Origin of the sequence: Scytonema sp. HK-05 (genome assembly GCF_963872035.1) — a bacterium.
Lineage (GTDB): Bacteria > Cyanobacteriota > Cyanobacteriia > Cyanobacteriales > Nostocaceae > Kalymmatonema.
The window spans coordinates 32,526-55,866 of record NZ_CAWMYC010000118.1 but is presented as its reverse complement, the minus strand read 5'-3'; the positions used below and the strand labels follow the sequence as shown (position 1 = coordinate 55,866).

Annotated in this window: 17 protein-coding genes; 8 read left to right on the top strand and 9 right to left on the bottom strand. The window is 43.6% G+C overall.

All coding sequences use genetic code 11. From position 1 onward, the window contains the following. The 5 genes from AACT52_RS24795 to crtD all read left to right on the top strand — a co-directional run bounded on the left by AACT52_RS24795 (position 1) and on the right by crtD (position 5,930). Positions 1–1,212 carry a glycosyltransferase family 2 protein gene (locus AACT52_RS24795; protein ID WP_073633713.1) on the top strand — a complete coding sequence of 404 codons (1,212 nt, stop codon included), beginning with the start codon at positions 1–3 and terminating at the stop codon, positions 1,210–1,212. Continuing rightward, the gene (locus tag AACT52_RS24790; protein ID WP_073633712.1) at positions 1,209–2,504 is read left to right on the top strand and encodes a glycosyltransferase family 2 protein; all 1,296 of its coding nucleotides are present in this window, start codon (positions 1,209–1,211) and stop codon (positions 2,502–2,504) included. Before AACT52_RS24795 ends, AACT52_RS24790 begins: the two co-directional genes overlap by 4 nt. Positions 2,505–2,593: 89 nt before the next feature. Then, entirely contained in the window at positions 2,594–3,430 is an 837-nt protein-coding gene (locus AACT52_RS24785; protein WP_073633711.1) for a class I SAM-dependent methyltransferase, read from the top strand. A gap of 31 nt (positions 3,431–3,461) precedes the next feature. Next, positions 3,462–4,211 carry a class I SAM-dependent methyltransferase gene (locus AACT52_RS24780; RefSeq protein WP_073633710.1) on the top strand — a complete coding sequence of 250 codons (750 nt, stop codon included), beginning with the start codon at positions 3,462–3,464 and terminating at the stop codon, positions 4,209–4,211. Between the two features lie 204 nt (positions 4,212–4,415). Continuing rightward, positions 4,416–5,930: a C-3',4' desaturase CrtD gene (crtD, locus tag AACT52_RS24775; protein ID WP_073633709.1), complete on the top strand. Its 1,515-nt coding sequence runs from the start codon at positions 4,416–4,418 to the stop codon at positions 5,928–5,930. Between the two features lie 306 nt (positions 5,931–6,236). Here crtD and AACT52_RS24770 read toward each other — a convergent pair whose 3' ends face one another. Then, positions 6,237–7,103, bottom strand: coding sequence for a tetratricopeptide repeat protein (locus tag AACT52_RS24770; RefSeq protein WP_073633708.1), 867 nt, complete (start codon positions 7,101–7,103; stop codon positions 6,237–6,239). Between the two features lie 341 nt (positions 7,104–7,444). On the opposite strand from AACT52_RS24770, the gene AACT52_RS24765 reads away from it, so the two are divergent. Further along, the gene (locus tag AACT52_RS24765; RefSeq protein ID WP_073633707.1) at positions 7,445–8,290 is read left to right on the top strand and encodes an SDR family oxidoreductase; all 846 of its coding nucleotides are present in this window, start codon (positions 7,445–7,447) and stop codon (positions 8,288–8,290) included. A gap of 306 nt (positions 8,291–8,596) precedes the next feature. On the opposite strand, the gene AACT52_RS24760 is transcribed toward AACT52_RS24765, so the two are convergent. Further along, entirely contained in the window at positions 8,597–10,987 is a 2,391-nt protein-coding gene (locus AACT52_RS24760; RefSeq protein WP_073633706.1) for a GTPase domain-containing protein, read from the bottom strand. A gap of 818 nt (positions 10,988–11,805) precedes the next feature. On the opposite strand from AACT52_RS24760, the gene AACT52_RS24755 reads away from it, so the two are divergent. Next, positions 11,806–13,008: a PQQ-dependent sugar dehydrogenase gene (locus AACT52_RS24755; protein WP_073633705.1), complete on the top strand. Its 1,203-nt coding sequence runs from the start codon at positions 11,806–11,808 to the stop codon at positions 13,006–13,008. 121 nt (positions 13,009–13,129) lie between these two features. Here the strand turns inward: AACT52_RS24755 and AACT52_RS24750 are convergent, their stop codons facing one another. The 3 genes from AACT52_RS24750 to AACT52_RS24740 all read right to left on the bottom strand — a co-directional run bounded on the left by AACT52_RS24750 (position 13,130) and on the right by AACT52_RS24740 (position 17,940). Further along, the gene (locus tag AACT52_RS24750; protein ID WP_073633704.1) at positions 13,130–15,289 is read right to left on the bottom strand and encodes a GumC family protein; all 2,160 of its coding nucleotides are present in this window, start codon (positions 15,287–15,289) and stop codon (positions 13,130–13,132) included. 267 nt (positions 15,290–15,556) lie between these two features. After that, positions 15,557–17,074, bottom strand: a complete 1,518-nt coding sequence (locus tag AACT52_RS24745; protein ID WP_073633703.1) for a polysaccharide biosynthesis/export family protein — start codon at positions 17,072–17,074, stop codon at positions 15,557–15,559. Between the two features lie 161 nt (positions 17,075–17,235). After that, on the bottom strand, positions 17,236–17,940 hold the full coding sequence (locus tag AACT52_RS24740) for a cyanoexosortase B system-associated protein (RefSeq protein ID WP_073633702.1): 705 nt from the start codon (positions 17,938–17,940) through the stop codon (positions 17,236–17,238). Between the two features lie 164 nt (positions 17,941–18,104). Between AACT52_RS24740 and AACT52_RS24735 the strand changes: the two genes are divergently transcribed. After that, the gene (locus AACT52_RS24735; protein ID WP_073633701.1) at positions 18,105–19,544 is read left to right on the top strand and encodes a serine hydrolase; all 1,440 of its coding nucleotides are present in this window, start codon (positions 18,105–18,107) and stop codon (positions 19,542–19,544) included. Here the strand turns inward: AACT52_RS24735 and AACT52_RS24730 are convergent. From AACT52_RS24730 to AACT52_RS24715, 4 genes are all read right to left on the bottom strand, one after another. Beyond that, entirely contained in the window at positions 19,504–19,746 is a 243-nt protein-coding gene (locus AACT52_RS24730) for a hypothetical protein (RefSeq protein ID WP_143172872.1), read from the bottom strand. The genes AACT52_RS24735 and AACT52_RS24730 overlap by 41 nt on opposite strands. A gap of 9 nt (positions 19,747–19,755) precedes the next feature. Further along, positions 19,756–20,757, bottom strand: a complete 1,002-nt coding sequence (locus AACT52_RS24725; RefSeq protein WP_143172871.1) for a substrate-binding domain-containing protein — start codon at positions 20,755–20,757, stop codon at positions 19,756–19,758. Positions 20,758–21,048: 291 nt separating this feature from the next. Continuing rightward, positions 21,049–21,942, bottom strand: coding sequence for a cyanoexosortase B (gene crtB, locus AACT52_RS24720; RefSeq protein ID WP_073633699.1), 894 nt, complete (start codon positions 21,940–21,942; stop codon positions 21,049–21,051). Positions 21,943–22,160: 218 nt separating this feature from the next. Next, a complete protein-coding gene (locus AACT52_RS24715; RefSeq protein WP_073633698.1) occupies positions 22,161–23,258 on the bottom strand; it encodes an RRXRR domain-containing protein in 1,098 nt (365 codons plus the stop codon). Positions 23,259–23,341: the final 83 nt, after the last annotated feature.

The following is a 23,341-nucleotide window of genomic DNA, read 5'->3' as shown; positions in this document are numbered from 1 at the left end:
ATGCCCTATAGCATCATCCAAATCGAAGTCACCCAACCTTTACCCACGGTCTCAGTTTCGGAAACTGATACAGGTATTGCGTTAATTTTGCGACGCAAAGATAAACCTATCGGCTTTTTAATGCAAGCACTACCAGCAAAAAGTGTGCTGACTCCGGAAGATTTAGCTGAATTGATTGCCAAAGAAGTTGGAAAGAAACTCCTTGAGGAGAGTCTACGAGAAGAACTAATAACGCCTGCTTCTTTGACTGATTTCCCCTCTCTTACAGTGGCAATTTGTACTAAAGACCGTACGGACAATTTGGCACGGTGTTTGCAATCTTTGCTGAATTTACAAACACCAGCTTCAAAATTGGAAATTTTGGTAGTTGACAATGCTCCTTCTGATGAACGCACCAAAGAATTGGTAGCATCCTTACCAGGAGTACGGTATGTTCGAGAAGTAAAACCAGGTCTGGACTTTGCACGAAACTGCGCTTTGCAGTCAGCAACGGGTGAGCTTTTAGCCTTCGTGGATGATGATGTAGTGGTAGACCGTAAATGGCTAGATGGTTTAATGGAAGCATGGGGAGAAAATCCTGATGCTGCCGCTTTCACAGGACTGGTGCTGCCTTATGAATTAGCTACAGACGCTCAAATTTTATTTGAACAAAAAGGTGGCTTTCGTCGCGGCTTTGAGAAAATTCGCTATGGTCAAGTTCTACCCGGCAATTCCCTACACCCCTGTGGAGCCGGAATTTTTGGAGCGGGTTGCAATATGGCTTTTCGGCGGGATATTTTACTAAAAATTGGTGGATTTGATGATGCTTTGGATACAGGCGCACCCCTTCCAGGCGGTGGCGATTTGGATATTTTTTATCGAGTGATTCGAGCAGGTTATCCACTCGTATACGAACCTCAATATTTGGTTTTTCACCAGCACCGCCGGGAATATGAAAAACTACGTCGCCAATATTGGACTTGGGGTTTAGGCTTTATGGCTTTTGTGGTGAAGTCTTACCAAAGTGATCCACCCCAACGTTCTCAGTTACGCCGTCTTATATGGTGGTGGCTCAAGGACCAGTTAAAGCAATTTAGAGATAGTTTGAGCGGTCGTCATGTATTACCCCCAACGATGATTTTGGCTGAATTCTGGGGCGGTGTTGTCGGATTTTTTGGCGAATATCCCCGTTCGTTAAAGCGTATTGAGCAAATTCGGAGGCAATTCTCATGACTACCTTTGCTCCCTGGAAAGTTCTGCATATTGAATTAAGTGAAGGCATCCCTACACTAACCGCTGAACCAAAGTATCAAGGTATCTATGTGGTTTTTTGGTGGTATGCTATTCCCCTTGGTCACGAGGAAATTTCAGCAGCGCAGTTGCCAATGCCTGCTAGCCAACTAGCAAATCTGGTTGTGCAAACGATTACGCCAGCAGTGGGCGATCGCCTATTAGACCACGGTTTCAAAGCGCCTTTGCCTGTCATTTCCCAAAACCCTTCACGGGATACACCTGTTGACTTTCAGGCACTGATGGCATTGCAGCAACCCCTCAAGCAGCTGCACCAATCCTGCTCTCAACCTGTCAGTGCTTCTATTTCCGTGATAGTATGTACGCGGAATCGACCAGAACAGTTGGCACGATGCTTGCGCTCACTGCAAAATTTGTCGCAACCGCCACAAGAGATTATAGTCGTCGATAATGCCCCTTCGGACGACGCTACACGTCAACTGGTTGCACAAATGCCTGGTATCCAATACGTGTTAGAACCACGTCCGGGATTAAGTGTGGCGCGTAATACTGGTATCCACCACAGTACTGGCGACATTATTGCCTTTACTGATGATGATGTGATAGTCCATCCTGACTGGAGCGCACGATTGCAACAAGGTTTTGAGAACCCAAAGGTGATGGCTGTGACTGGGCTAGTCCTCCCAGGAGAACTAGAAACGGAAGCGCAAGTCTTATTTGAAAAAAACTTTGGAGGATTTAGTCAGGGATACCGTGTTCTCACTTTTGATTCTCAGTTCTTTGAGGAGATGAAGCATCGAGGTGTTCCTGTTTGGCGTATCGGTGCTGGAGCCAACATGGCGTTTCGACGCAAGGCTTTTGAACTAGTAGGGGACTTCGACGAACGGCTGGGAGCAGGCGCTTCAGGATGTAGTGAGGATTCAGAATTCTGGTACAGAATCCTAGCTGAAGGCTGGCTTTGTCGCTATGAACCAACATCTGTGGTTTACCACTACCATCGCAGCGATCTAGATAGCTTGAAACAGCAAATGTATCAGTATATGCGTGGTCATGTGGCAGCCCTTTTGATTCAGTTTGCTAGATATCAGCACTGGGGTAATCTGCGTCGTCTATTTGTTGCCTTACCTAAATACTATACCCGGCAGTTTTTATCTGGACTTTTAAAGGGCTTTAAATCTTTCAACAAAATGCTATTAACAGAGGTATTAGGCTGTTTCTCAGGAGTTAAATTCTACTTACAGCATAGATACTTTACCAAAGTCATTATTAAGTAAAAAAGAGATTTTGCTCATCAAACCTGTACAGCACTTCATGTGTTGTCATCGACTTGGAAATCTTAAAGTAAGCAATTAAGAGGTGACATATGCAAACTTATACAGAAGATTTTTTTAAATTGATCCAAGATGGTTCGACCAAATCAGCTAAAGAGATTATTCCTATAATTTTTGAGTTCATTCATCCAAAGTCAGTTATTGATGTTGGTTGTGGCACAGGCACTTGGTTATCTGTATTTCAAGAACATGGTGTTGAGGATATTTGGGGCGTAGATGGTGATTACGTAGATAAAAAAAATTTAGAAATTCCTCAAGACAGGTTTTTATCGTTTGATTTGAAAAATCCTTTGAGTCTAGATAGACAGTTTGATTTAGTCGTTTCCTTGGAGGTTGCTGAACACTTGCCCGAGGATTGCGCTGAAACATTTGTAGATTCGCTGACAAAGTTGGGATCAGTGATTCTTTTCTCTGCTGCAATACCCTTTCAAGGGGGAAGAGAACATATTAATGAGCAATGGCTAGACTACTGGGCAAAATACTTTCAAAAAAAAGGATATGTAGCGATTGATTGTATCAGACCAAGAGTTTGGGAAAATGATAATGTGGAAATTTGGTATGCCCAAAATATTTTAATCTTTGCCCAAAAAGATTATCTGGAATCACCAACAAATTATCTTCTTAAAAATAAATTTGAACTAACTAGGGAAAATCAACTTTCAATAGTCCATCCAAAAAAATATTTACAATTCGTTGAAAAATATATCGCCGAAAACAAGGCTGCTCAGTGGTATGCCGCAGAAGCCGAAAAGTATTTAGCAGCATCTGACCCCAAAAATATGTCACTTAAGGGGGTACTTTCGGCATTACCAATTATTATCAATAATACTTTAAAAAGAAAGCTTTTTCAGAAAAAAAACCGCACTTAGACTACTAATAGTATTAACTCAGCACACATCTATGCATAAGACACCATTAGCTGATTTTCTGTCCTGCAATCCTTTTCCCCATCCCTTGACTCAAGGATTTTTTTACCGGGAAAAGATGCACGCCATCCACCGCATTACTCCCGACAAACCCATTCAAGACATTTTAGAAGTTGGGGGTGGTCAAAGTGGTTTAACTGCCTTGTTATTTCCTCAAGCGCAAGTCACCAATCTAGATTTAAACCCTGAATACGCCCAAGCACCCTGTAACCAACAAAAACGGGTGCGCTTTGTGTGTGGGGATGCCACTGCTTTACCTTTTGCAAGTGAGTCCTTCGACGCTGTGACAATGTTCGACCTTTTGGAACATGTACCAGATGACAAAAAGGCAGTATCAGAAGCTTTGCGAGTTTTGCGTCCAGGTGGTTTTCTGCTAATTAGTACTCCCAATGAAAATTGGCGGTTTCCCTACTACAAATTCATGAAACCTATCTGCCCTAGTGAGGCAGAAGTTATGGGGGAATGGGGTCATGTCCGGCGTGGCTACACTTTGGCTCAACTCAAGGCTTTGATAAATTTGCCCTGCCAAGGATATGCCACGTTCATTAACCCCTTGACGGTTCTGGGTCATGATATTGCATTTTCACGCTTATCCCATCGCCAGCGTCAACTCTTGTGTACAATACTTAGTCCGGTGACATGGCTGAGTTATTATCTGCACAAGCCGCAAGCAATGGGTACAGAAACTGCATCGGCTTGGCAGAAGGGGGAAGAAAAGCTTTGAAAAATATATTATCGAAGGCTTTTTAGACACCATCGGAGTTTTTTGAGGCTTTCTCTAAAGAGATGACAGGCGGCTGCTTGTAGGGACAGGTAGCGACGCAGACAACTTGCGCCAACCTCTTGCCCAACTGAACCAAATCTACGACTTTTCTGACATCATCTAAAATTATTAATATAAATATTAAGATTTATGTCATAAACATCAATGCCAGATCATCGTGTTGGCAACAGCAAATCCCGCGTCATAGTTATCGGTGCTGGAATTGGCGGACTCACCGCTGGGGCATTATTAGCCCGTAGAGGTTACAGTGTCTTAGTTCTGGATCAAGCCCTCGTACCAGGAGGGTGCGCTTCTACCTTTAAACGCAAAGGGTTTACCTTTGATGTAGGAGCGACTCAGGTAGCAGGGTTGGAACCAGGGGGAATTCACCACCGTATTTTCACAGAATTGGAAATTGACTTACCGCAAGCAATGCCTTGTGATCCCGCTTGTGCAGTGTATTTGCCTGGTGAAGACACACCCATTAACGTTTGGCGAGACCCAGACAAATGGAAAGAGGAACGACAAAAACAGTTTCCTGGTAGCGAACCATTTTGGCAGTTGATGGCAGCTTTGTTTAAAGCCAGTTGGGAATTTCAAGGACGCGACCCAGTGCTACCGCCACGTAACCTGTGGGATTTATTACAGCTTACCAAAGCAGTGCGTCCTAGTACATTCAAAACTGTACCCTACACGTTGTTTACAGTTGGGGATGCATTGCGTGCTTACAAGCTGGGAAATGACCACCGCTTAAAAACATTTTTGGATTTGCAACTTAAACTCTACTCTCAGGTAGATGCAGAAGAAACAGCTTTATTATATGCAGCGACAGCGTTGAGTGTGTCGCAACTGCCGCAGGGGTTGTATCATCTTCAAGGTAGTATGCAAGTCCTGAGCGATCGCCTAGTAGAAGCCCTAGAAAAAAATGGTGGCAAATTGCTCATGCGCCACACGGTGGAACATATCAAAATCGAAAAGGGCAAAGCGAACACTGTGGTCATTCGCAATCAGAAAACTGACGAAGTCTGGACAGAATGTGCTGACCACGTAGTTGCCAATGTTACCGCGCAGAATTTGGTGCAGTTGTTGGGCAAAAAGGTTCCCAATGGTTATAAGCAACGAGTCGAAAAACTACCACCCGCATCAGGTGCTTTTGTTGTGTATTTGGGCGTAGACGAAAGCGCCATTCCTTCTGGATGTCCGCCCCATCTGCAATTTATGTATGATGCCAAAGGTTCCATTGGGGAGAATAATTCCCTGTTTGTTTCTGTGAGTCATCGAGGAGATGGGCGCGCCCCAGATGGAAAAGCGACAATTATTGCTTCTTCCTTTGTAGATCCGAAACAGTGGTGGCTGACTGAGGATTATGAGGGGTTAAAGCAACAGTATACACAAGAAGCTATCTCCCACCTGGCAAAGTTCTTTTACCTGAAACCAGAAACCATTGTTCATGTAGAAGCTGCTACTCCCCGCACTTTTGCAAGGTACACAGCACGCGATCGCGGTATTGTTGGTGGTATTGGTCAAAGGATATCCACTTTCGGTCCTTTTGGTTTTGCCAATCGTACACCCATCAATAATCTGTGGCTTGTTGGTGACTCCACCCACCCAGGCGAAGGGACTGCTGGCGTAAGTTACTCAGCGCTGACAGCAGTCAACCAGATTGAGGCTCAAAAATAGTTAGTACCCGTCATAGTGTTTTATGTCATTAATTCTGATGTATTTGTAAATGACACAAATCCTGTAGAGACGTTCCATGGAACGTCTCTACAACCCAGCAAAATTAATGAGATGAACCAATAGTCTTTCATGTCATGAATTATGATGGTTAGGCGTGGTTTGTAGTGAGGAATGCGCGTCCTCCACTTTGAGAGCGTAGACGCGAGAGCGGCTTCCCGTAGGGTAGACAGCGCTGACTAGGAATCTTTCAAAATAAATGTTGTTGGGTTAACCATGTAGAAACCCAACAATCTTCCTTTTGCGCATTTATGCGTTCCACTCAGCTATTTTGCACAGCAAATCTTCAAGATACCTATTATCTTGGATAACGTCCAAATCGGGGTCAGTCTTGACAAATATGTGAAAATTCGGGTTGATTTTCAGCGCTGTTTCAAGGCTTTCAATCGCTAGCGATTCTTTTCCTAATCGGGCTGCACAACAAGCGCAATTGTACCAAGCATATTCGTCATCTGAGTTCAGTTCAATTGCTCTTTGATAGCTTGCAAGCGCCTCATCATAGCGCTCTAAATATCTCAAAGTATCTCCTATTTTGTAGTAAATCCAAAATTCATCTGAACGGATATATTGGGCTTCGTCGTAACTTTTGAGCGCTTCTTCATAGCGACCCAAATGTCTCAAGGCATCTCCGCGACGAAACCACACCCAGTAATCATTACGGCGAATTGATAGAGCTTGATCATAATCGGAAATTGCTTCTTCATAGCGCTCCAAATGTCTCAAGGCATCTCCGCGACGAAACCACGCCCAATAATCATCACGGCGAATTGCCAGGGCTTTGTCAAAATTGGCGATCGCTTCCTCAAATTGCTCTAGTTCTTCTAGGAAAATATAGCCCCTATTATACCATGCCCAGTAATCATTGGGGCGAAGTGCCAATGCTCGGTCAAAGCTTGCGATCGCTTCCTCATACTGACCCAATTCCCGCAGGACGCTCCCTCGGTCATACCAAACCCAGTATTCATCAGGGCGAATCTCTATAGCTTTGTTGTAATAGGCGATAGCTTCTTCATAACGTTCTTGCTTTTCAAGCCGTTTGCCCTGTCGATACAAATCTCTATAGTCTTGTGTGACGAGCGATGGAGTATCCGCCTCAGTTGGTGCTGCTGGACTCATTATTGATTCCCCAAAAAGTTATTACTGTTACAGACAAGCGCACTATTTATATTATGGGGAAGTCCTAGGTTATTTAAATATTCCGGTAAGAAGGCAAACAGATTGGGTAGTACTTTCCAAAGTCCAATGTTTTACCCACAGACCGAGATTTTATTTATACTTTAAAGCCGTGTTTTTACATATATTGAAGGAATTACGCGGTTAAAACCGAATCTTCCGATTAGGGAGATTGCCTGTTTAACATATCTTGTTTCCATTTAGGTGGATTTTATTAACTCACGTAAGGTACTGTAAACCATAACTTTTGAGTACACTAGCAGTAAACCATTTAATGCACAGTTATGACTTCCCAAGGAACGTCAGTTGATGATTTGGTACTCGTTGCTGGTGCTACAGGTGGAGTGGGGCAACTTGTGGTCAGCAATCTGCTAGAGAAGGGCTATAAAGTTTGCGTCTTGACACGCAATGCAGCAAAAGCCCAAAAGATGTTTAATAACAGAGTAGAAGTTGCCATTGGTGACATACGCGACGCGAATACACTACCAGCTGCAATGCACGATGTCACCCACATCATATGCTGCACTGGAACTACCGCCTTTCCCTCTGCGAGGTGGGAGTTTGACCAAACTCCTAACTTGATTGAATGGGTTCAGGTGTTTCTTAACCCCAAAGATAGTGAAGCAAAGGCAAAGAATAGTCCTGCAAAAGTTGATGCCCAAGGTGTCAGCAATATAGTAGCAGCAGCACCTCGCAACTTGAAGCGGTTTGTTTTTGTGTCTTCCTCCGGAGTTCTTCGTAAGGATAAGCTTCCTTTTAGTATCCTTAATGCATTTGGCGTACTTGATGCCAAACTCAAAGGTGAGGAAGCCGTCATCAGTTCCGGATTACCCTACACCATCATTCGTCCAGGACGTCTCATTGATGGTCCCTATACCTCATACGACCTGAATACTTTGTTAAAGGCAAAAACAGGGAGCAAGTTTGGTGTCGTGTTGGGTACAAACGATACATTGTCAGGTCAGACTAGCCGGATTGATGTGGCAGCCGCCTGTGTAGAATGCATTTCTAGCCCTTTTTGTCAAGGGCTAGTTTTTGATTTAGTAAACCAGGGAGCAAGACCGTCTGTCATTGACTGGGAGGCGCTTTTCTGCGAGATAAGCAAGACTTCTAGTTCTAATGTCAAGTAACAGATTGGTTTAAAACTTAGCTTCATAATATCTGTATAGCTTAATTTAGGCTACATAAAGTTGGGATGATCAAAACAACTACCAAGCTAAGCGATCGCTAAGTGTGACAAACACACCTACACTGTGTACTTGCACAAAAGTTGCCAAGTATGTAGCTTATACTCGTTTTCATAATCGTTGATAAACAGCCTAGAACTCATCTATGACAGCTTTTCATTCGGGCGATACTTTTAGTCAAGTCATCATCTCGTTCCCAGGCTTTGCCTGGGAACGAGATGATGAATGATGATTACGGAGTATCTTGGATCACTTCAAAAAGTGCATCAACTCTGATTGATTCGCGGCTATTGCTTGCTCTACTGAGTCAAGCACCTCGCGTTGGAGTTGAGTGCGATCGCCAATGCCTGTGCCCCTTGAGCGATGGCGCAGAGCGCCCACTTCGTGATCGCCCAGTTGAAATTCCTGCCAAATTTGCCCGCGCACGTCTTGTAAAAAGATTCGCCATTCACTCTCTACATTTTGAGCGCGAAGTATGCAATCTATAAATTCTTCTAGAATTGCGTAAATAGCTAGGCTAGGCTCGCTCAGCAACTCTTTCAAGGCTTTTTCGCACTTACCAACAGTTTCTGCATAAGCTATCTTAAGATTAAGCAGCACTTGTTCAGCAGAGGGTGATCCAGAAAGCTTCAGGGTTGCAGGCTCGTTTGGAGTCAGTCCATCCAGATGTTTGCGAATACGGTGCTGTAATAATCCCCGGTAAGAAAGCTTAAACTCAGCTAGCGTTTGGAACCCATGCTTAAGTTGACTAGGTATCCCTGGTACGAGTTCATCGGGTATTTGCGCAGCAATGTCTGCGATAAATTCAGTTCCTTTAGCTTGCGTCAGTTTTCCCAAATGTCCCTTTTCAATGAGTACCTGTGCCACTTGCGATTTGACTTTGTCAAGCGATCGCTCCAAACCAATATCTAGTAACAACAGATGTTTCGATAAATGAGCGCGGATTTCATTGAGGTACTTTTCATATACAATGGCGTAGCTTTTTTCAACACAAAAGCGCTGTTCTATTTCTTGAATTGACGGAATTCCTGTATCACTTCGACAAGCCTGCAAAGCTACTTCTACTTGCTTTTTAAAGTCCATATCAACTGCTTCTCGCTTTTTCCTCAGCTCCTTGAGCAGTTTCTCCAGACTATTTGTCAGAGTCCACCAAAGTTCCTTGAATTTGACCTCGAACAATGCAAACCTATGAATATCATCATGCGTTGCTAAATCTAAAGCCTTGCTGACTTTGTCTAATTCAGCTTTCACTTGATTTTGGAGTAAAATTAATCGCTGTTGGCACAAGGAAGCGTATTTGTAATCTAAATCAGTGATTTTTGCCTTCAGGTAATCAAGAACTCGCTCAAGAACTTTGTCAGCTTCTTGCGTATTAGCGCAGTTAGCTGTTACGCATTCAACAACATCGATATTTTTGTTGGCAATATCTTGCGCCAAATCTTGGCAGCTTTTTGAGTTGTCGCGAAAGGGTGAATCAACTTCCGTACGGTTGAGTACCATGAAGGACCACAAGTTGATTGGCAGATCAGCTTGTGCTGCACGTACCGTGTCATACAGGCGTAGATCTACATCCGTCCAGGAGTCGCCAGTTGACTTTGGCATCCGCACAAACAAGATCACATCAACTTGTTCCCCTAAAATTTTCATCAGATGCTGTTGATCGCAAATGCCTGTATCACCCAAACCAGGCATATCGACAAAAGCTATTTGTCCAACATCAGCGTTAGGATATTTACAAACAATATTCACTTCCCGTACTGCCAGATAGTGAAAGTGCGGTGCTGCGGGAGGGTTTCCCGAGCCAGGCGACGGCGTAAGCGCTACGCGCACAGTTGGTGTTAGCGTAAGCTCGTCGCTCCGCGACGAGCCAGGCGCAGCGTCTTTGTAGGAGAACCCCGAAGGGTTAAAAAATATACGCTGAACGTAGGGAGTTTCCTGAGCCACATACTTCCGAATCTGATCTTTAGAAATGCGGCGAGGTGAGGGTTGCTGAAATAAGTGGCGATACTTATCCCAATGTATATGATACTGTGCTAGTTGTTCATACATCCCTCCCTGCTCGGGATATTTAGGATCGTCACTGGCCAACAAAGGCAGAGGTTTTGCGGCAAACTCATCAATTGTCTTCGGCTTTTCGCTTAAGCCAAGTTTTTCATAACAAGGACTAATAAGTTCATCTAGGAATGACTGCTCTGAGTGAAACCAAACCTCAGCGTAAGTTTCCTCATTATGATTGTTATAAATAATACTACGAACCGCCGTGCAATAATGGCTTTCTCCATCTGGAATTTCAGCACCCGTCAGTCCTGTTAAACTTTGTAGCAGCCGACTCTTACCTTGCTTTGCTCTTCCAACGACTCCAATCTTGAGTATCTTGCGGCAAAAGCGCTCTTTGAGTTTCACTAGCGCTTCTACTTCAGTATTAATACTAAATTCTAATGTTGCAAAATTTATTTCTTCCAAAAGCCCAGCCACATTTGGGTCATCAACTTGTCTAAGCAACTGATAACGATATTTTTGAAGATGACGAATTGCTGAGTCAAGAGATTTGAGTTCCGCCTCTATACCTGCTATTTTTTCAGCCAAGGGTAGGCGTTTTTCAATAATGCTGGTAATGCTCGCAGTCTTATTTGTGTTCATTTAACAGCGTATTTTTCCGTTATTAAGTATATACCTAAAATTTGACGAAACCGATACATATAGCAGATACGAAAATCTACTTATATTTATACTAAAGAAAGATTGATATTTGATATCATTTGGCAGCGCTAGTCATATTTTTCCCAACCAAACCAGCAAAATGAACAATCTTGTATAAAGAAACGGTAAAATAGCCCAAGTCCTGATCCCGAGAAGAAACGCTGAAACCTATGGACAGTGACATACAACTTCCTTGGCAGCAAGAGACAGTGATTCGCCACAGCCAACGCCTGATGCAAACAAAGTTTTTACTATTAGGCGGGACGTTCTCTGTTATATGCTAACGGTTCACCAGAGGAAATAGCGCACGCACTGTTTGATGCACCTTTTGTTGTATCTCACGGCACGCAATCAGATCCAATGTGCGATTCGTTGATAGCTGAATCACGGTATCCAGTCCGTACATAACCTACCCAGCTAAAACCAGAAATGGCAATGGCTGAACTTCGGAAGAAAGGCCACAAATCGTAGGGTGGGCATTGCTCCTAAAAGTTTATATGATGACATTTGAGATCGTGGTGAGCAATGCCCACCTTACAGAAAACCGCTGTAAGACAGAGGCATTTTGACAAGCTTAAGGTAGCAATTGCTATCCCATTAGAAAGATGCGGTTATCACCCGCATAGTTTTAGACTATTTCACGAAAAATCATTCCAAATGAATACTGAAAGAAAGGATGAAGTATAAAAATTTTTATACTTCATACTTTTGCCTTTAGTAGCTCAGTCTTCTCCTATCAACATTTAAGGAAAGATGCCGTGAAAGCAAGAAGCTTACTCATCAGTTGTGCTTTACTGTTGAGCATAACCCTTCCTGGCAATGCACAACAAGCGCAGGAACCAAGGGTAGAGCAAGTTGAGGGCTATTTGGTAACGCCTCAACAACTCCAATTTGACGAATCATTGCTGCAACAACTCCAGGTACCTGCGGGATTCCGCATCAATGTATTTGCCAAAGACTTGGGTAATGCCCGGATGTTAGCAGTAGCTCCCGATGGTACGATCTATCTTACCCGCCGCGAACAAGGCGATGTGTTGGCTCTGCTTGATTCTAATCAAGATGGGCGTGCTGACGAAATACGAACGGTTGCCTCAGGTTACAAATACATCAATGGCATCACGATTTATCAGAATCGTCTCTACTTTGTCACAGACAGACAACTTTATGCTGCAGATTTACAGTCGCCGGGGGTCATCGGCGAACCGCAGGAGTTGATTAATGACTTACCAGATGCAGGACAACACCCAAACCGCACCCTTGCTTTTGGTCCTGATGGGTTGCTTTACATTACAGTAGGTAGCACTTGTAACGCGTGTAGAGAGACGAACCCAGAAAGCGCGACTCTGCTACGGGCGCAACCTGATGGTAGTAATCGCACGATTTATGCCACAGGCTTACGTAATACCATCGGCTTTGGTTGGCATCCGGAAACTGGAGAACTGTGGGGTATGGATCATGGTTCTGACTGGCGTGGTAATGAGCAACCGCCAGAAGAATTGAATCTCATCGCTGAGGGCGGAAACTACGGCTGGCCCTTTTGTTATGCCGATCGCCGTCCGGATGTGTACTTGCCAGCAAATCCCACAGGCACAACAAAGGAGGAATACTGTGCTAATACACAACCGCCAGCACTCACCTACACGGCACATAGTGCGCCGTTGGGAATGATATTTTATACAGCATCCCAGTTCCCTGAAGAATACCGTAACGATGCTTTTGTAACTATGCGCGGTTCATGGAATCGCAACCCTCCCTCAGGTTATAAAGTTGTGCGGGTGCGATACGAAAATGGCAAACCAGTAAAATTTGAGGACTTCATCACAGGATTTTTGAACGAAGAACAATTGACACAGTTTGGCAGACCGGTGGGTATTGCGATCGCACCGGATGGTTCGCTGTTGTTCACAGATGATACCAACGGTGTGATTTACCGGGTGTCGTATGTAGGGACTAGCAACTAGCTTTACCTCACTTCCATTCCTCTCTCCTAAGAGGAGAGAGGCTTTTACCTTAGCCACTTCCCTTGTAGGGAAGGAAAGGGATTGGGGAGTTAAGTTTGGGGGCTAACACACACCCTATTAACTATCTTCTAATTCCATTTGCAACGGCTTGCGATTGTTCTTCAGGTGGATAGTTTGACCTAAGAACTGATGCAGGTAGAGCAAGGCTGACATCAGCACCGTTGATCACAACTCCTAACAACCCAAGGTCAGATTCGATCAATTGGTCGATCGCCTCAGTGAGCATATTTTCCTGTGTGTAATTTGGTCTTGCCACCAGCACAATGCCATCGCTATAAGGTTGAATTAACAAAGCGTCGTTCGATAACCCTAAAGGAGTTGTGTCTAAAATCACTAAGTCAAAACGCTCGCGTACATCTTCCATCAGCCTTCGCATTTCACTAGATTCAAGAATTGCGGCTGATTGACGCACAGGACCAGGACTGGGAAGGATGTATAAATTTTCTATATCTGGCACTAAGCGAATACATTCGCTCAAGCTGCCGTAATAACGCAAAGGTTCAACTGTGGCATCGGGGTCAGAAGTCACGCGCAAAGAAGAACAGCGAGAGGGCGATCGCAAATCGGTTTCCACAATCAAGGTTCGTTTTCCCGCACGAGCAGATGCTATTCCCAAGTTATAAGCACTTACGGTCTTCCCTTCGTAACTGCTGGTACTGGTAATCAAGACCACCTTCAAGTTTCTCTCACCAATGCGGCGCAGATTACTGCGAAACCTTTCATAAAATTCCAGATAATAAGACTCTGGAGAAAGAACCACTGGCACTTCACCAAGATTCACCCCATCCACTGGCATCATAGGCAATTCCCCCAAGAGAGGAACTTCTCGTTGTTTGAGGATGTCGCGGATATCTTCCTTGGTTTTGAAGGTGCCTTCCAATGACCCGAGTAAAAATATAACTCCGCCACCCACCAACAATCCTAGTAAGCTGCCTACGCCCAAGGTCACAGGCACACCCAAACCCTGTCTTTTCGCTGCAACCGCTACTGGTGGTCTAGCAACACCGAGACTGCTGACTGTTTCAGCTTCTGCTGTTTTTGCATCGGTGAGTTTCACCTGCATTTGGTCATAAACGGCTCTTTTAAGTCCAACTTCCTGTTCTAGACGCGATCGCTCTAATTGCTTATTTGGTATCAGAGAATACTCTCGCCGCAACCGTGCTTCTTCTTGCACTAAGTCAGTCTGTTGCTGTTGCAATGTCTCACGTTGGGTTTGCAAACCCACCAGTTGGTTCGCCAGCTGTTGTCTTGCTGGATCTAGGTTGCTTCGGGAGCGAACTGCACCAGTAGTGGGAAGCGGTGCTGTTCCTTGCTCACCGCCTACAACTTCACCGCCTCGTTGCCGCAGTAAGCTTTCATAAGCGTCTTTCTGACGCCGCAACTGAACCATTGTCGGGTGATCGGGACGCAAGTCTTTTCTAAAAACTTCTATTTGGGATTCAATTTGATAAATTTGCGCTCGCAAGTTAGCAATAATCGGATCGGCGCTCAAAGCAGAAGAGACATAAGCTTGGTTGACGTTTAAGCCCAACTTTTCTTGTAGACTGCGAATTTGAGCATCAATTCCAGAAACAGTCAATTGAATTTGCCGTTGTTGTACCTGGCTACTATTAATGGCGTTGAGCAAACTTCCATTCTCAGCCGCCAATATTGCTGGTCGCTCTTTGCGATCGTACAGTTCTAGCTTGCGTTCAGCGACTTGCAATTCCTGTTTCGCCTGTGGTATGCGTTCGTTAACTTTGGTAATAATTGCTTTTAATCGCCGTGTATTTATTTCCGCGCTCAACTGCATCATTGCTTGCATCAATTCCTGCAATGTTTGTTCAGCTCGTTGGCGATCGCTATCCTGATATTTCAGTTCTAGGAGTGTGGAAAGTAGTTGTCCTGTCTTTGGTTCTCTCTCAGGCATAGTCAGGACAACATTTGCACCTATCTTTGCTGGCTTAACATTGAGTTTCGCTGCCACACTATCAATGATTGGGTCTGATAGCAAAATATCCCGGCTCAGTTCCTGTCCTTGCTGATTAATTTCGCTACCTGTTGTCGAAAAAGACACTGGTGGACGACTGTAGGTGAGTGCGCCGTTCGCTATATATTTAGATTGTTGTGGTTGCAAAGCCACCACCGTTGAACCCGCTACAACTAAGGCAAAACTAGCTAGTCCAATCCACTTGTACTTATCGAAAGCAATGAGGTAGCGTTTAACAATCGGTGGAGTCATAGCAGCAGCAAATAAAAACTAGGTATAAATGAGGCTAGAGTTATTATAGAGTTTCGGTTTTTACGACTTATAAATTATAAATTAATCCATTATGAATTATAAGAAAATTTTTATGATTCATAATTGAAAGTTCATAATTTTACCTCGTTTCTCCCTTACCTTCTCTTCTAAAAAACCTACAGACACTGACTTGAAAAAGCACCCTGACTCCGGGGATATGAGAAAATTTTTCTTCTCTCTTGAGTGTACGCACTTCATGACGGCTACTTATCTGTCATATATATCAAAAAATTCCAGGAAGCTGCGAACATCGAAGAAAGGACGAGTAATTGTACTGAGGATATTAGTAATTTTAGCAATTAGGTTTCGACCCACTACGATAATATCGTTATCTTGAAGTGGTACATTTTGAGATACATCCCCTGCCAATACCTTTTTAGCATTAATTGTTTGCCTGACGGCTCGACCTCTTTCCGGGTCAAAGCGAACTAGTGCTATTTCACTGAGGTTTGCACTGTCAGTATTGATTCCTGTCAATACGTCTATAAAAGTACTACCGTTAGGCAGAGGCACAGTGACAATCCCCCCTCCAGCATAATTTAACACACGGATTCTAATCTGTGGTGATGCTAAGGTTGAGCGAGACACTAAGGTGCGGTCATAACTATCATCGTTTGCGAGTTCTCGACGCGGCACAATGATCGCATCCCCATCCTGTAAGCGGAAGTTAGGTATTTCCCCTCCATTTTGTAATGGAGTATACAGATCAATATTTTGTGAAACCACAGAACCATCAAGCCGTTTCCGACGGACTTGTACTTGCCGCAGATCTGCCATCATTGCAGAACCACCAGCTAAAAATAACGCATCACTCACACGAGGTGTTGCAGAGCCAATCGGATAAATTCCAGGTCGATTGACTTGCCCACTGATTGTGACTTGAACTGGTCGCTGTCCTACGAGCGATACTGACACAACTGGGTCAACTAATTCGCGACTTAAAGCCACGCGGATTTTTTCTTGCGCTTCATCCAACGTCAAGCCTTGTACCGACAGTGTCCCTACTTGCGGCACGAATATGTTACCTTCTGGGTTAATTTGAGCCGAAAAATTTAACTCTGGACGCTGTCCTACTAGTGACAACGTCACAATGGGATCGACGACAAAACGATTGTACCCTGAGCGAATTTTTTCTTGTGCTTTTTCCAGAGTCAAGCCTTTGAGTGACACTGTTCCTAGCAACGGCACTACAATGTTTCCTTCTGGGTTGATTTGGGATTGAAAGCTTAAATCTGGGAAGCGTAAAACTGAGACTGCAATGGCATCTCCTTGTCCTAAGCGATAGGCACCCGGAGGACGCTGAGTCAAAACATTAATGGCATCTCCAGGTCCTAAGACGTAGCGGTTTAATTGGGGTGACGTCCCTTCTATGGAACCTGGGGCTACAAAGTCAGCACTACCAGGTGGAGGTGCGGGAGGTTGTCGTGGCGATTGTTCTTGTGGAGTACCAGGTACAAGCGCAGGTGGTTGTTGTGGCGATTGTCCTTGTGGAGTACTTGGTACAGGTGCGAGAGGTTGTTGTGGCGATTGTGCTTTTACACTACGAGGTACAGGCGCGGGAGTCTGTTTTGAGGGTTGTGCTTTTACACTACGAGGTACAGGCGCGGGAGTCTGTTTTGAGGGTTGTTTCTGTGTTGGTCTTTGAGCAACAACAGGTTGGGCAATTGTTACCAAAAAAACGCCTACATAAAGACCAACAGAAGAGAGGGCGTTAAATACACGCATACGACAACCAGGAACTATGGACAATAGCACTGTAACTTACTTAAGTAGTATAAAGTGCCGAAACAACAGAGTTTTAATTCTACTTTATTGAGGATGCTAAAAATTACCTTTTTGATTCGAGAATTTTACATTATTTTATACAAATGCATTGATGAACGAGCCTATAAAGGACCTGTCATCAAAGCAGCTTGCACTGTTTGACCAATAGACTTGGCTTGATTCCAAGTTGTTTCCACTTGCCCCAATGGCTCCATAGGAATCAGAATACTCACAGCAACCCAAGGAGCGCGTTTTTTGTGCCACTGTGCTATTTGATCGACTACGAACCACCGTAAAGGTGATGAATGACCACCGTTGGACCAGGCATACCATTGTAAGACAGCGAAGGTTTGCTGCCCAGTTGAGGCACGAAAAAACCTAGCTTCTACCTTTGTTTCAGCATTTGACCCCGCTTTTTGTGGTTTAACAGTAAAATCAGCAGAGCGATACTGAGCTATCTGCCACTGCCAAAAGCTGTTCATTTCCGTCCACTCCACCACAGGCTGGTCTTTTGATCCTGTTTGCGGTCGCAAAAGCACAATTGCTTTGGTTTGGTCGCCTTGTTTCTGAATGACCTGGTAAGACCATTTGCCTTCCCCTATCTGTTGTTCGCGCTGTTCTACAGTTTGCCAACCAGGAACGCTCAACCCCTTTCGAGGTAAATTTTGCAACTCCTTAATATTAGTTATTCGTGGTAGTTCCTGCCAATTCCAGTGTGCTGTTAGGTAACCAGGAATCGCTCCTAGAACCAACAGTAGTAATAGCAACAAAAGCGCTACTACCTGAGAAAACTGGCTCTCCTTAAGAAACTTGGTAAAGGAAATCATCGGTGAAGTCTACAGTACTTAAACTAAATTTTACTTTGAGAATCAACATCGTGAAACCAGCAATATTTATCTATATTGAGAAAAATCGATACTCAAAGGCGATTGCTCCATCTTAGGATCTTAGGGTAGCTGTAGCGATGGCGTGGGAGGCGTGAAAAGTTACTATGCAAGGTCTGACTGAATTTATCAATGAGGCGATGCAAGAGTGGAAAGTACCTGGGCTGGCGATCGCCATCATTAAAGATAGCCAAATAATTTTTTGTGAAGGCTTTGGCAAGCGAGATGTAGAACAAAATCTCAGTGTTACACCACAAACTCTCTTTGCGATTGCTTCTTGTACCAAACCCTTTACGACAATGGCGATGAGTATCCTGGTAGAAAGAGGTCTCTTAAACTGGGATAAACCTGTCAGAAATTATCTGCCCACTTTTAAACTTTATGACTCTTATGCAACTGAACATATCACACCCCGTGACCTCGTGACTCATCGGTCTGGCTTACCCCGTCACGATGCTATGTGGTATCAAAGTCCCTTCACCCGTAAAGAAATATTCGACCGCTTACAATATCTCGAACCCACTCACGAATTGCGTACTGTTTTTCAGTATCAAAATTTGATGTACATGACCGCTGGCTACTTGGTTGGTGAAATTGCAGAAAGTAGCTGGGAAGAATTTGTGCAACAGGAAATTTTTAATCCTTTAGAAATGAGAGATAGTAATTTCTCTGTAGAAAAATCCCAAAAAGCTGATGATTTTGCACTTCCTTATCAAGAGAAAGACGACAAAGTTGAGAAAATGCCCTTTTGTAATGTCGATGTTAGTGGTCCAGCAGGTTCGATAAATTCCAACGTTGCTGATATGGCTAACTGGCTTTTACTCCATCTTAATCAAGGTAAGTATGGCGATAAACAAATTATTTCACCAAGTCATCTGCAAGAGATGCACTCTCCACAATTCGTGATGACTCAAACACTGGAATATAATGAACTTTTTTATTATTTTTATGGTTTAGGATGGGCGATTACCTCTTACCGAGGTCATAATTTAATTCAGCATGGCGGTAATATTAATGGATTTTCTGCACGGACAACTTTGCTGCCTCAAGACAATATTGGTATAGTGGTTTTGACTAATATGGATCAAAACCCAGTCATAAATACTGTGACTTATTATGTATGCGATCGCTTGCTCGGTCTAGACCAAGCTCCTTGGAATGAACGAATGCAGGAAAAATATGCTCAAGCCAAAGAAGCTACTGCAAAAGCTAAAGAGCAAATCGCTTCAGAGCGTAAAACTCCAACCCAGCCTTCTCATCCTCTAGAAGATTACACAGGCTATTTTGAGCATCCAGCATACGCAATCTTATCAGTTGAAATTCATGATAATCGTTTAACAGCAACTCATAATTCAAAGATTTATAAATTAGAACATTACCACTATGATATTTTTGTTGAATATGAGTTGTTTGAGCAACCAAAACTTATATCTTTTTTAACTGATACCAAAGGCAATATTAGTAGCCTGAGCGTTCCCCTAGAGCCAACTGTGAAAGAGATTTTATTTACCAAGTCGCTACAAAACTGCCCCCACCATAATCTTTGATTTGGTGAGTCAGCACTGCAGGCGGTGAGACCAGTGCTGCAGCAGGGTTTCCCGACCTAGGCAACTGGCGTTCGCCGTCAGGCGTGCCGTTCGGCGATAGCCGTGGCGCAAGCCATAGGCATACCCGAAGGGGTTTCCCGCCGTAGGTGACTGACTCTCCCGTTGGGTGGTAGGACGCTAAACTCACTCTCAATTGCCGCATTTGAGCTTCCTAGGAATTTGAGTCAAGCAACACAGGAGTGTATAGTTGCTGATCATTCTGCTTAAAACTAGCAATAGTTGCTTGCCCTCTTGGACTCAGTAGATATCTCAGAAAGTCCATTGCCTGCTCAGATACGCCAGTTGGAGTATTTGCCAATAGTGCATCGCAGGGATTTAACAAAATATCGTCTAGTCTGTCGCTTCCCTGGACATATGGCGTTAAGTTAGTTGTATTCTTTAGATTGGCTAGCCACGTGCCTTTGTCTGTAAGAGTGTAATAACCTGAGTCGTTAGCAAGTTTTATAGCAGCAGCAGGAAAGGTATCTCCTGTCATTTTGAAGTACCAGCTTTCTTGTCCACTAAAGGGAGGATTTAAAGAAATGCTTTGAAAGATTTTTTGCTCTTTAAGATTTGTTGCAGACAGATCGTTGCGTGAGAGAAAAACAGAGCCGTCATTAGGACTTCCAGTCGGAGAACCAGTCTGGGCAATTTTGAGGAACGCTGACTGTGCTGTATCGCTCTCACTCAACTGAGCCGAATTATTGTTTGTCGGGCCGACAATCCAAAAATGATCTTTGAAAATAAAAGACAGCGCTGTAGCATAACCTTCTCGTACTGCCTGTAACTCTAACTGTGCATCGTAGACCAATCCTATATCAACTATCCGACGTTTTAGGTACTCTAACGTTACCGTGGTGTCTGATTTATACCAAGCGACAGTGAAACCACCACCTTTAAAATTTACGTAATCCTTAGCGAGAAACTCGATTAAACCAGCCTGCCCAGCGCCACCATTACCAATTCTGATCTGTATCGGCTCGCTACTACCTAGCGGATAAACTTGTTCAGGGGAGATTGCTTGCTCTGATTGGGCTACGATGAGTGATTTAGTCAACGATTTGGGGCTTAACTTTGAGTCCAAAGGTTTTGAAGTAGGCGCTGACAAAGCCTTCGTACCAACTAGAGACATAGCAAGTAAAGATACAGACTGTAATATATTTCGCCTTTTCATAGCTAATAATCTTAAAATTTTCTAGAAAACTTACCCGTCATTGATTTGAGAGAGGACAACCCATCAGCCTAAATCGTTAAAGAGAACATAAGATACTAATACAATGATTCTAAGTAATTTGTATAAAATTACCCATTTTTCCTACTTTTCCTACTTAATTAACAAGTTACAAGCATTTATGGAAAGCCGTTATTAAGTGCGAATAGCCAAAGCTACTCCATAAGTGTTACTACTTAAATGTAGGACCTATGTCAGAAAATATGTAGCAATATCAAAATTTAGCTCAATTACCTATGCTTCACCTTCGTGTTGAGTTTCTGTAACTTCTGAAAAATATGCATCAATCCAATTGAGAACAGGTATTAATAAAAGCAGCATAATCGCAGAATACACATCACCACCCCAACTATCATGCAGCCAATGAAAAGCCCCCTCTTGTCCTGTGCCATGAAAGAACGAGAGTAATGTGTTGCGAACAATATTAGCCGAGATACTCATTAAGACTGCAATAGATAAAAACCAGATACTTTTGCGGCGGGAAGACAAAGCACCCGTCCAATAAAGTAGCATCAAGCCAACATAGAAAGTTGTGAATAGCATCTTTAGCCCTGCACAGTAAGGCGCAACTTCTACAATCCTTCCTCCGACATATATATTTATCCCATCGACAATAACTTGCATCCCAAGCTGAGTGAGTATAAATCCAGCAGTACCCGCGATGAAACTTTGCAGGGGTAACGTGTAGGGAGTGATCAGGTATGGAACGGAGGTAGGTGTTGCTAAAAGCACTAGTATCAGAGGAAATCCTTGCAATTTGAAGCCAGGAATTCCCTTAAGCCAGAGGCACAATCCTGCCAAGATAAGTGGAAAGGAAATGTTTACCCACTCGCTGACACCGCTTAGATAAAAAATTCCCCCCACTACTAACAACGCAGCACCCAAGGGATGGGAAGTATTTGGCAGTCTTTGCCACTTTTTTCGGTTCATCCAGCATAGATAGCCAGCGAACGGTAGCCCAATAATACCGTGGCTAAAATATTCGTGTTCTATACTGATACTTTTTTTGACCCAACCATCCCACCAGTACAGTAGCAGAGGAGCATAAAGCAGTACCAAAATACCTAATAGAGCTAGGCTCATCAACTGTGAAGAATTTTTATTTTTAAGCTGACGCTGAATTTGCATGACTTTTTTAATAATGAATAATGAATTATTAGTATGACTTTAATTGATAATTCAGCATTTCTCATTCATAAATTTTTGAAATGCAGAGTAACCCACTCCCACACCGAATCAAAGATTACGGTGTCGGGAGGAATTGCGGGGAAATTGGGGTGCGTCCTCCAACCAATCCCAAGCTGTGCTTGGGGACGGAGGGGGACAGCGCAGCAATTTCCTATTTCTTAGGATGCTACGCATAATCGTGTACTCCGTTTCAGTAACTGAACTTTAGACGGGCTAAACTGTCCAATACGATGCCAGTTATGATCGTATACCGACACGTTTTTAGTTTTAACGGTTTGAGTATAACCACCAACCCATCCGATATAAGTCTTTCCTGCCTTCTGTGCTTTGACTAAATCAGCAGTTCTGAAACCAAATGGTGTTACTGTCCCGCCCTTACGCTTTCTATGGTTAGGTGCGTCTTTGACTGGATTCTCAAAGTGGAGTTGACGCCGGAACAAGTTAGGACGAGCAATGATTCGGAATGGTGCAGATGTGACCATTGCTTTTCCTACCCAATGACGCCCGTGACTGTTAGCAGTGTGGAATTCCTCGAACTTCATAAAGTTGCTTACCGCCAAAGCGATACCGTCATGAGCGTGGGTTTGTGGAATTTGTTTATCCTTGTTTTTCTTGTCTTTAGCTAAACCCAACTGCTGTCTTAGCATCGATGTTTGCCAACCTTGTTGGGTATTAGTTGGTGAAACTTGAGCAAGCCATTCTAACATTATTTTTTGACCCACCATTACTGGACTAAATCCTTTGTCTCCCTTAGCTTTGACGCATTCGTAGGTAATTTGAGTAATGGGAAATAGGTTGACTAATTCCTTGGTTACTCGTAATTCCAACTGTTTGTTAGCGCGAATAGAGGGAGGTAATTTGGCTTTTTTACGGTTGTCAAATCGTTTCTGGCGGTGCGCTCTTTTATTGAATGCAACTTTTCTATTAATGCGTCTACCGCGCCTGGCACGTCGCAGTATTCTTCTTCCCGACATCTTTTTTGTGATTTCAGGAAATGGCAGAATTAAATGAGCCATAAACAAGGTAAATCTTGCTGACTGCACTCCAATACCCGTAAATTTTTTACCAGGATCTAAACCTAGTGCAATAGGTTGGGTATCGCTCAGCAATGGTTCTACTAACAACTGAATGCAAAAAATGTTCAGGTCGTTATGGACAATTTTTGCTTTACCTTCTTTAAGCCAACGTCTAGCACGACTGCTTTTTGTCGGCATGAGAGATTTACCATTTTTGTCTAATACTGGAACACGAATCATGGAGATAATCCTTTCGTGAAAAGTTATAAGTCCCTTAGCCCACCGTTACCAAAATGTCCTTTCTGCAAGCACTACTAATCAGG

Bases quoted from the DNA above. Each gene is read 5' to 3' on its own strand.
- AACT52_RS24795 (WP_073633713.1), top strand. From the start codon at position 1: ATGCCCTATAGCATCATCCAAATCGAAGTCACCCAACCTTTACCCACG.
- AACT52_RS24790 (WP_073633712.1), top strand. From the start codon at position 1,209: ATGACTACCTTTGCTCCCTGGAAAGTTCTGCATATTGAATTAAGTGAA.
- AACT52_RS24785 (WP_073633711.1), top strand. From the start codon at position 2,594: ATGCAAACTTATACAGAAGATTTTTTTAAATTGATCCAAGATGGTTCG.
- AACT52_RS24780 (WP_073633710.1), top strand. From the start codon at position 3,462: ATGCATAAGACACCATTAGCTGATTTTCTGTCCTGCAATCCTTTTCCC.
- crtD (WP_073633709.1), top strand. From the start codon at position 4,416: ATGCCAGATCATCGTGTTGGCAACAGCAAATCCCGCGTCATAGTTATC.
- AACT52_RS24770 (WP_073633708.1), bottom strand. From the start codon at position 7,103: ATGAGTCCAGCAGCACCAACTGAGGCGGATACTCCATCGCTCGTCACA.
- AACT52_RS24765 (WP_073633707.1), top strand. From the start codon at position 7,445: ATGACTTCCCAAGGAACGTCAGTTGATGATTTGGTACTCGTTGCTGGT.
- AACT52_RS24760 (WP_073633706.1), bottom strand. From the start codon at position 10,987: ATGAACACAAATAAGACTGCGAGCATTACCAGCATTATTGAAAAACGC.
- AACT52_RS24750 (WP_073633704.1), bottom strand. From the start codon at position 15,289: ATGACTCCACCGATTGTTAAACGCTACCTCATTGCTTTCGATAAGTAC.
- AACT52_RS24745 (WP_073633703.1), bottom strand. From the start codon at position 17,074: ATGCGTGTATTTAACGCCCTCTCTTCTGTTGGTCTTTATGTAGGCGTT.
- AACT52_RS24740 (WP_073633702.1), bottom strand. From the start codon at position 17,940: ATGATTTCCTTTACCAAGTTTCTTAAGGAGAGCCAGTTTTCTCAGGTA.
- AACT52_RS24735 (WP_073633701.1), top strand. From the start codon at position 18,105: ATGCAAGGTCTGACTGAATTTATCAATGAGGCGATGCAAGAGTGGAAA.
- AACT52_RS24730 (WP_143172872.1), bottom strand. From the start codon at position 19,746: ATGCGGCAATTGAGAGTGAGTTTAGCGTCCTACCACCCAACGGGAGAG.
- AACT52_RS24725 (WP_143172871.1), bottom strand. From the start codon at position 20,757: ATGAAAAGGCGAAATATATTACAGTCTGTATCTTTACTTGCTATGTCT.
- crtB (WP_073633699.1), bottom strand. From the start codon at position 21,942: ATGCAAATTCAGCGTCAGCTTAAAAATAAAAATTCTTCACAGTTGATG.
- AACT52_RS24715 (WP_073633698.1), bottom strand. From the start codon at position 23,258: ATGATTCGTGTTCCAGTATTAGACAAAAATGGTAAATCTCTCATGCCG.